At 57.9% G+C, this 9667-nt stretch carries 6 protein-coding genes; all 6 read left to right on the plus strand.

Going from position 1 to position 9667, the window contains the following annotated elements:
• The first annotated feature begins 54 nt into the window (after positions 1-54).
• The 6 genes from VH413_14765 (at position 55) to VH413_14790 (ending at position 9325) form a co-directional block, all read left to right on the plus strand.
• Entirely contained in the window at positions 55-1371 is a 1317-nt protein-coding gene (locus tag VH413_14765) for a TolC family protein (protein HEX3799953.1), read from the plus strand.
• Positions 1368-2573 (plus strand): efflux RND transporter periplasmic adaptor subunit, encoded by a 1206-nt coding sequence (locus VH413_14770; protein ID HEX3799954.1) that lies wholly within the window; start codon positions 1368-1370, stop codon positions 2571-2573. Before VH413_14765 ends, VH413_14770 begins: the two co-directional genes overlap by 4 nt.
• Before the next feature lie 54 nt (positions 2574-2627).
• Positions 2628-5729 carry a CusA/CzcA family heavy metal efflux RND transporter gene (locus VH413_14775; GenBank protein HEX3799955.1) on the plus strand — a complete coding sequence of 1034 codons (3102 nt, stop codon included), beginning with the start codon at positions 2628-2630 and terminating at the stop codon, positions 5727-5729.
• Positions 5730-5823: 94 nt separating this feature from the next.
• Entirely contained in the window at positions 5824-7575 is a 1752-nt protein-coding gene (locus VH413_14780; GenBank protein ID HEX3799956.1) for a sensor histidine kinase, read from the plus strand.
• On the plus strand, positions 7572-8207 hold the full coding sequence (locus VH413_14785; GenBank protein ID HEX3799957.1) for a response regulator transcription factor: 636 nt from the start codon (positions 7572-7574) through the stop codon (positions 8205-8207). Before VH413_14780 ends, VH413_14785 begins: the two co-directional genes overlap by 4 nt.
• A gap of 236 nt (positions 8208-8443) precedes the next feature.
• Complete coding sequence (locus VH413_14790) at positions 8444-9325, plus strand: type II secretion system protein (protein ID HEX3799958.1); 882 nt, start codon at positions 8444-8446, stop codon at positions 9323-9325.
• Positions 9326-9667: the final 342 nt, after the last annotated feature.

Below are 9667 nucleotides of genomic sequence, written 5' to 3' on the forward strand. Positions count from 1 at the left end.
GCGGCTTTAATCGAGGCGGTGTTGAATCGTCGTTTCATACGGTGCGCATCTTTTATGCGCCTGCTCATCTATGTGGTCTCTTCGATGATCGGAGAGCCGTCGCTGGGCGTGGCCGGCGTCACGAATGTCGTGACGGGCGGGCGGGGGTTGTCGCTCGCGGATGCAAAACAGATGGCGTTCGAGCGCAACTGGGATTTGCTCGCGGCAAAAAGCGGGCTCGACGCGGCCACCGCGCAGTTGATCGTGGCCAAGGAATTTCCCAATCCGTCGCTCGCATGGTCCACCGCGCGCATCGGAACTCACGACAGTTCCACGCCGATGGGCAATGGCATCTACAGCCGCAATTACGACACCATTGTCCAGGTCAATCAGCTTATTGAGATCGGCGGCAAACGGCATGCGCGCCAAATGGCGGGGAGGGCAGGTGTGGCGGGTGCGAAAGCGCGGTTTTTGGATGCGAAGCGGACGCTGGATCAAGGCGTCACCAAGGCGTACGTGGCGGCGTTGCTGGCGGGAGAAAATGCGCGGGTGTTCCATGAGTCTTCGGGGTTTTTGCATCATGAGGCGGACATCGCGCAGGCTCGATTGCGGGCGGGCGATCTTTCGGATTCCGACGAGAAACAAATCGAGATCGGGGCGGAGCAATACGAATTGCAGGCGCGCGCGGCGGATGCGACGGCGGTGCAGGCGCGTGTCGCCGTGGAAATTTTATTGGGCGAAGGCGAACCGAACGGCCAGTGGACGCCAACGGATTCGCTGGATCAGCTCGTCGCGAACCAAGGCATCGTCGAGACGAACAGCGTGGGAGTGCGTCCGGACATTGCGGCGGCGGCGCAGGATTTACGGGGTTCGCAGGCGCAACTCAAATTGCAAAAAGCCGAGCGCATTCCCGACCCGACGTTTTCCATCGGGATTGAGCATAACCCGCCGGGCGGCGGCACGGGAATCGGGCCGGATGTGAATACGGTCATCGCGGGAGTTTCCTTTCCGCTGCCGTTGTGGAATTTCAACGGCGGCAATATCAAGGCCGCGCAGACCACGGTGGACCAATCGCAAATCGCGCTCGACAAGGCGCGGGCGCAAGCCGTCGCGGACATCGCGAATGCCCAGGTGAGTTATCGCGAAGCCAGCGAGCGCTGGAATATGTATCGCGAGGTGACCGGCCCCAAGTCCGGCAAGATTCGCGAGTCGCTGGAGTTTGCCTATCGCAAGGGCGGGACTTCGCTGGTGGATTTTTTGGAAGCGGAGCGCACGGATAATGATGTCCGGCTGGCGACCGCGCAGGCGATGGCGGACACCGCCAGCACGGCGGCGGATTTGCTGGCCGCAGAAACGACCTCGACCGAACGTGAATTGACCTCCGTGAAATGAAAACAGAAATTTCAAACATTAAAAGGAGCGCTGCCAAAGCACCGAAACTGGGCATCGGGTTTTGGTTGCGCCTGTCGTTTGCGGCAATAGTGGCGGCGCTGCTGGTTATCGCACTTGCCGGTTGCAAGCAAGCAGCCAAAGCGGATGACGCGCCAGCGCCGAAAATTTCTGCGAATGAAATTATTTTTCCGACGAACGCGCCGCAGTTGGCGAGCATCACTGTGGAAACGACGCAGAACTCGTCGAATGCCTCGATCACGTTGTCCGGGCGGCTGGTGTGGAATGACGATTTTACCGTGCGTATCTATTCGCCGGTGGCCGGACGCGTGACCAAAATCAACGCCGAGCCGGGGCAGGAACTCAGCGCGGGCGATGCGCTGGCGGAAGTGGATTCGCCGGATTTCGGGCAGGCGCTGGCCGAGGCCCGCACCGCTTCGGCCAATGCGGAGGCGGCGGAGAAAGCATTTTCTCGCGCGAAGGAATTGATGCAGCACGGGGCCGCCGCGGAAAAGGATGTCGAGACCGCGAATGCCGCCGCGGTGGCCGCGCGCGCGGAGAAAGAGCGTTCATTCGCGCGGCTGGCGAATTATGGCGGCAATGATAGCACTACGAATTCGACTTATGTTTTGCGCTCGCCACTCGCGGGTGTGCTGGTGGAAAGGAATATCACGCGCGGCCAGGAAATTCGTTCCGACCTGATGCTCGCCAACGCGCCGCAACTCGTCCTGCCGTTGTTCGTGGTGACTTCGCCGGCGCATTTGTGGGTGCAACTCGACGTGCCTGAAAGCCAGTTGCACAACCTGAAGCGCGGGCTGCCGCTCACGGTGCGCTCGGCTGCCCTGCCGGACGAAACCTTCATGGGCCAAGTGGAAATGGTGGCGCAATCGCTGGACGACACGACCCATTCGGTGACGGTGCGCGGCTCGGTGGACAATGCCTCGCTCAAGCTCAGGGCAGGCATGTTCGTGACTGCCGAATTGCCGGTCGAAGCGGTGGCGCGATTGCAGGTTCCGGCGAAGGCGGTTTTTTTGCGCGGCAGCACGCATTGTATTTTTGTGGAAGAACATCCCGGCGATTTTCAGCGGCGCGAAGTCAAGGCGGGTGAAAATGCCGGCGATGATGTGGTGGTGCTTTCCGGTTTGCAGCCGGGCGAACGCATCGTGACTGATGGCGCGCTGTTGCTGGAAGAAATGTTCGACTAGGCCGCGCATGCCACCGGCAATCATTCATCTCCCGATCATAAAAAATTTCCTCGCATGATCAAACGTGTCATTCATTTTGCCTTGGAGCAGCCGATGTTCATCGTGCTTATGACGGCGCTGTTCATCGCGGGCGGCGTGGCGGCATTTTTGCATCTGCCGATCGAGGCGTTTCCCGATGTCTCGGACATTCAGGTGAATGTCATCACGCTTTATCCCGGTCGCGCGCCCGAGGAAGTGGAGAAACAAGTCACGATGCCGATTGAAGCGGTGTTGAACGGATTGCCCCACATGGTGCGCATGTTTTCGCACACGCAATTCGGACTGTCGTTTATCATGCTGACGTTCGACGACCATACGACTGATCTGATCGCGCGGCAGCAAACGCTTGAACGCCTCACCGCGGCGGATTTGCCGACGGGCGTGCAGCCGCAGTTGCAACCGCTCAGCACGGCCATTGGCGAAATTTTTCGGTATCGCGTCAAGGGCGACGGTTATTCGACGCGGGATTTGCGGACGCTGGAAGACTGGGTGGTGGAACGCAATCTGCGCACCGTGCCGGGCGTCGCGGATGTGAATGGCTATGGCGGGTTGATCAAGACGTACGAGGTGAATCCCAATTTGTCACGCCTGCGGTATTATGGGATTTCGCTCCAGCAACTTTATACGGCGCTTGGCCGCGGCAACGGCAATGTCGGCGGCAGCAAGGTCACGCAAGGAGCGCAGCAATATCTGATTCGCGGCGTGGGCATGCTGCAATCGGTTGACGACATCAAGAACATCGTGCTCGCGGCGCATAGCGGCATGCCGGTGCTGGTGAAGGACGTCGCGGACGTGATCATCGGCAATGTGCCGGTCGAAGGCATCATGGGCCAGGACAAGGAAGACGATATTGTTTCGGGCATCGTGGACATGCGCAAAGGCGATAATCCATCCGAGGTGTTGAAAGCGCTGAAGGCCAAGATTGAAGTGCTGAACACATCCATCCTGCCGCCGGGCGTGAAGATCGTGCCGTATTACGATCGTACCTGGCTCATTGATACGACGCTGCACACGGTTTTTAAAAACCTCACGGAAGGCGCGATTCTCGTGACGTTCGTGCTGCTGTTGTTTCTCGGAAATTTTCGCGCAGCGGCCATCGTGGCTTTCGTCATTCCGCTTTCATTGCTGGCGACATTCATTGGACTGACGTGGCGCGGCATTCCGGCAAACCTGCTTTCGCTGGGGGCGATGGATTTCGGCATCATCGTGGATGGGGCGGTGATCGTGGTGGAAAATATTTTCCGCAAGTTAAGCGAAAGCGCGCACAAGAATGATAAAGCTTCCCTGCGCGAAACGATCATGGCGGCGACAGTGGAAGTGGGGCGGCCGACATTTTTCTCCATGCTCATCATCATCGCCGCGCATATCCCGATCTTCACACTGCAACGGCACGAGGGCAGAATTTTCGCACCAATGGCGTGGACCGTGACAAGCGCGCTGGTGGGTTCGCTGATATTTTCGCTGACGCTCGTGCCGCTGCTTTGTTATTTCCTGCTGCGCAAAAATATTTCCCACGGAGAAAATTTTGTGACCCGCACCGCACGCGGTTTTTATGAGCCATTGCTCGCGTGGGCGATTGAGTGGCGCAAATTGGTTTTGGTGCTGGCGGTCGCGGCGCTGGGGGTGAGCCTGATGGCGGCTACGCGATTGGGAACGGAATTTTTGCCGGAGTTGAATGAGGGGACGATCTGGTTGAACGCCGATATGCCGGCGAGTGTTTCGGTGGAGCAGGCGCGTGACTATTGCCGGCAGTTGCGCGAGTTGCTGATGGAAACGCCGGAAGTGAAATCCGCGATTTCCAAATCGGGCCGCCCCGAAGACGGGACCGATCCCAAGCCGATCAACATGGCGGAAATTTTCGTGGATCTGAAACCGCCGAAGGATTGGCGACCGGGCATGACCAAGGACAAGATCATTGACGAGTTGAACGACCGGCTTCAGCGGTTGCCCGGCCTTAATTTAAGTTTCGACCAGCCGATCCGCGATAATGTGCTCGAAAGTATTTCGCAAATTGACGGGCAAGTGGTGATCAAAGTTTTTGGGGATAACTCGGCGGCGTTGCGCGACAAGGCGGAGGAATTCGTGAAGACGATTGCCGGCATCCCGGGCGTGGACACGGCGTGCGTGGATCGCGCGGGGCGCGTGCCGCAGGCGCTGATTGAAATCAATCGCGAACGCGCGGCGCGGTACGGGCTGAACATCGGCGACATCGAAGACGTGATTGAAACGGGGCTGGGCGGCAAGGAAGCGACGGAATTGTGGGAAGGCGAAAAACATTTCAGCGTGGTGTTGCGCCTGCCCGAAGCGGAGCGTTCGCTCGACAAACTTCGGGGCGTGCTGGTGGACACGCCGGACGGCCTGCACATTCCGCTGGAACAAGTCGCGAGCTTCAAGCAGACGAGCGGCAGCATGAACATCAGCCGCGAAGACGGCACGCGGCTTTCGGCGGTGAGCGTCTTCATCAAGGGGCGGGACATGGGCAGCGTGGTCGCGGACATGCAAACGGCAGTCCGCAAAATTGCCTTGCCCCACGGCTGGTTCGTGACGTGGAGCGGCGAATTTGAAAATCAACAACGCGCGATGAAACGGCTTTCCATCGTTGTGCCGGTGAGCACGTTTTTGATTTTCATCCTGCTCTTTGGGACGTTTCGCTCGATCAAAAGTTCGCTGCTGATTTTGTTGAATGTGCCGTTCGCGCTCATTGGCGGTATTTTCGCGCTGCTGATCACGGGAATTCCGCTGAGCGTTTCCGCCGCGATCGGATTCATCGCGTTGTTCGGCCAGGCGGTTCTCAATGGCGTGGTGATGGTGAGTTGTTTCAATCAACTTTGCGAGGAGGGGCAGGCGCCGTTGCAAGCGGTGAAGAATGGCGCGGCGATCCGTTTGCGCACAGTGCTGATGACGGCGTTGCTCGCGATGCTGGGATTGTTGCCGATGGCGTTGTCGCACGGCATCGGTTCCGAAACGCAAAAGCCGCTGGCGATTGTGATCATCGGCGGGCTGGTATCGGCGACGATACTGACATTGATCGTGCTGCCGGTGCTTTATCTTTTCTTCGAGGGTGAGCGCGTCAAATCGCGGAAACTCGATGAACCTAAAAATGGACTGACGTCGTAATATTCTGTTTAAGAGCAGCGTTTAAGCGCGACCATGATCGCGGTCCGGCGGCTTTCGCATTGCTAGCTTTTCAACGGCGTGGTAAAATGCCTGAGTGTTCAAACTTTCCGGCTTCGCATTGATCATGCTTTGGGCGGGCGTTGCCTTTGGCCAGGAAGCTCGCCATGTCGCCCTGCCGAATGGTTCGCTGCAAATCTATTCGGTGATGGTGGATGGCCGGGACTTGAGCGCGCAAGGCAAACACGAAATCAAACTCGACCCGTATCCCGAGCGGGTGACTTTTGGTTTTGGGCCGGCGACGAATTCCACGTGGGTTCCGATCCGGCTGACATTTAAGCTGGAAGGTTACGATCCTGTATGGCGGCGCGGGCGTTCCTCGGCGATGACTTTCAAGGTGAGTTTTTATAATGATTCGCTCGACATTGTTGATCAGCACGTTTTCACGGTGGAGAAAGACAGCACGGGCTGGAATGGTTCGCTGAAGACTTCCACGCTGACACATCGGCGCGAGACGATACTGGTGCCGCCGCGGGCGACGCGGGTTGAACTGGTGTTGTCTTCGGCGGGGCCGCCGTCGGCGGTGGGAGTGTATGTCGTGGATGGTTTGGAGGTTTCGCATGTCACGACGAATGGCACTCCGCAAATTCTGCTGGGCAATCCGTTTGACGCGGATTCGGACACGAACCTTGACCAGTCGCCGAAGGATTGGCAACGCGATGGCACAGGGCCGAGCATGGCGAAGGTGGTGGAGATCGGCCAGGACCCGCAGAAAAAGGCGCTGGCGATTTTGGATGAGGACCCGATTGGGCACGCCGAATGGCATAATAAATTGGCGACGGCGCCGCGGGTGCGCCCGGGGGAATTGCTGGTGGTGGAGTGGAATGAGTTGTTCAGCATCGGCGTGGCGGACACGCGGGCGGCGGAGTATCAAGATTTGCCGCCGGGCAATTATCGGTTTGCGGTGAAGGAGGAAACGATTTTTGGCGTGCCAACGGGAGTGGAGACTTCGGTGGATCTGATTGTGCCGCTGCCGATTTGGAAGCAGGCGAAATTCTGGCTGATCGTGGTGACGATATTAATTGCGGCGGCGGCGGCGGGAGTGCGGTATCACGCGTCGCATAAATTGAAGCGGGAAGTTTCGCGGCTCAAAGAGCAGCGGGCGCTGGAGCAGGAGCGGTTGCGCATCGCGCGGGACATTCACGACGACCTGGGGGCGCGGGTGACACAAATTTCGATGTTGAGCGCGATGGCACCGGGGCAGATGAATTTTCCGCAGAATGCGGCGGAAAATTTTCACCAGATTTCGCAGATGTCGCGGGATTTGGTGTCGGCTTTGTACGAAACGGTGTGGGCGGTGAACCCGGAGAACGACAATCTTTATGCGGTGGGGAATTATCTGCGGCAGATGACGAGCCAGTTGTGCGAGCCGGCGCAGTTGCGCTGCCGGTTTCAAATTCCCATGCTGCCGCGCGACGTGGAGGTGTCCAGCCAGACGCGGCATAATCTGGCGATGGCGGTGAAGGAGGCGGTGCATAATATCATGAAGCACGCGAGCGCCACGGAGCTGACGATCCGGGTGGTTTTTTCGGAAATGTTGCTGGCGATTTCGATCCAGGACAATGGCTGCGGGTTCCAGGCTTCGGGCATGGCGGGAGGAAATGGGCTTGCCAACATGAAGCGCCGCATGGCAGACCTTGGCGGCACGTGCGTGGTGGAGAGCCAGCCGGGAAGCGGAACCTCGGTGCATCTGCGGTTGAAAATAAAAGTCGCCGAAACGAATTCCGCACGCGACGTTGTGCCGGACACGATGAATATCGAGGCCGGGCGGGAGCAGTCGAAGTCATGAAAAAGAAATCTGTCGCGGTGGTGGAAGACGATCCGGGTTTGCGCAAGCAACTGGTGGAACTCGTCGGCACGGCGGATGACATCCAATGCCTGGGCGCGTTCGCTTCGGGCGAGGAGGCGCTCAAAAAAATTCCTGGGCTCAAGCTCGACGTGGTGTTGATGGATATTCAACTGCCAGGCATCTCGGGGATCAAGTGCGTGGCGGAGTTGAAGCGGGCGAACCCGGCGTTGCGCATCATCATGGTCACGATTTATGAGGACAGCGACCGGATTTTCAAGGCGTTGAAGGCGGGGGCGAATGGGTATCTGGTGAAGTCGTGTCCGCCCCAGCAAATGCTGGACGCGGTGCGCGACGCGGTGGGGGGCGGTTCACCGATGTCGAGCCATATCGCGAGCAAGGTGATTGAACATTTTCACATGATCGGGCCCGCGCCGGAGGAGACGGAGAATTTATCGCCGCGCGAGCTTCAAGTGTTGGACCTGCTCGCGGCGGGTTTCATCTATAAGGAGATCAGCGACAAGCTGAATATTCGGGTGACGACGGTGCGCACTTACGTGGAGAATATTTGCCAGAAGCTGCATGTTCGCAATCGGCTCGAAGCGGTGGCGAAGCATCATGTAGAGTCGAGGTAGGCTTTAGGTTTTGGTTTCATTTGCGGAGGGGGACGGCGGAGCGGCAGTTCCGCCGTACCGTGGGAGGCTACAGTGTTTAATAATTGCTTCCAGTGGGCCTCCTCACTTTAGGGGATACCGCGGGAGGAGGGCTTCTGCCACTCTATCTACATCACAAACTGAAAGCTCCGGCTGTATCGGCATCCATCTGCGCGTACGCCGTTCGATGCTGTGCATCTGGATTTGCGACGAACTATATGAAAAGACAACAGCCATTTTTGCGTTCGGCATTTACGTTGATTGAATTGCTGGTGGTGATCGCGATCATCGCGATTCTCGCGGGGTTGCTTTTGCCGGCCCTGGCGAGGGCGAAGGACCGGGCCCAGGCGATTGGGTGCCTCAATAACACCAAGCAAATCGCCCTGGGCATGACGATGTATGCGGGTGATGACGGAGACGTTTTTCCGCTGGTCAGCCCGTGGTGGACGGGCGGGCCGTATCAAAATTCGAAGGGGCTGGCTTGCGGCGGCGAATGGACTTTGACCGGCGGCATCAAGCCGAACACGGTGGCGCCGATGCTGGTGAAATATATCGGCAATAATTTGAGCTGGGTCTGCCCCAAGCGCAAACGCGGGCTGACTTACACGACGCCGGGCGGCAGCGGCATCTGGGACCCGAGCATCACGGGATTTCTTTCGTATGGATTTAATGAGGTCGGGGTGTTCGGCGTGCTGCCGAATAATGTCAGCGATATGACTCAACTCAAGCCGTTTAAGGCGGCGAATGCCGCGCGGCCTTCGGAGTTGATCGCGATCGCGGATTGCAGCGGCTCGAATGATCCCACGCAGATTTTGGGCGTGGCGGATGCGGCGTGGTTCGATAGCGTTTGGGCGGGCAATTCCGGGCCAGGCACGGGTGTCACCTCGGAAAATGGGAGGCTGCAAACCGCGCATGCCAAACACAATTATCGCGCCAATTTCGTTTATGTGGATGGACACGCGGCGGCGTCGCTGCCGAGCCAGATCATCTGGGCGCAATTTTTCGGCGTTTGGGACACGAGCCTTACGGACAAACCTTGGAATCAATCCATTAGCCAGCCGAGTTACGACAGCCAGGAATGGTCGAGCATGCCGGAATGAGTTTTGTGAGGCGGCGGGTTCGGGATTTTTGAAGTGAGAAAGGGTGTGTCCGGACATCGTTCTGACGGAGTTTTCCCCCCAACTGAAGTTGGGGGTTAATGAGAAGCGTTGGGCGAGTGGGTGAGGGTTGGTTCCAAGAGGAAAATTCTTTCGTCCCTGCGGGACTTGGTTTGGAACGGATGCAAACCCAGCCATAAATGGCTTGTCATTACCCACATCTTTTTTGGAGATAAATAAGTTAAGTTGCAAATTATTGTTTGTTAGGTGGATGCGACGATTTTATTTTACACATTGTCCACGTAAAATTGTATGTTCTGGTTGCGAGACAATCCTTTGCGGAAA

Source organism: Verrucomicrobiia bacterium, from assembly GCA_036268055.1.
In the GTDB taxonomy this organism is placed as follows: Bacteria; Verrucomicrobiota; Verrucomicrobiia; order Limisphaerales; family Pedosphaeraceae; genus DATAUW01.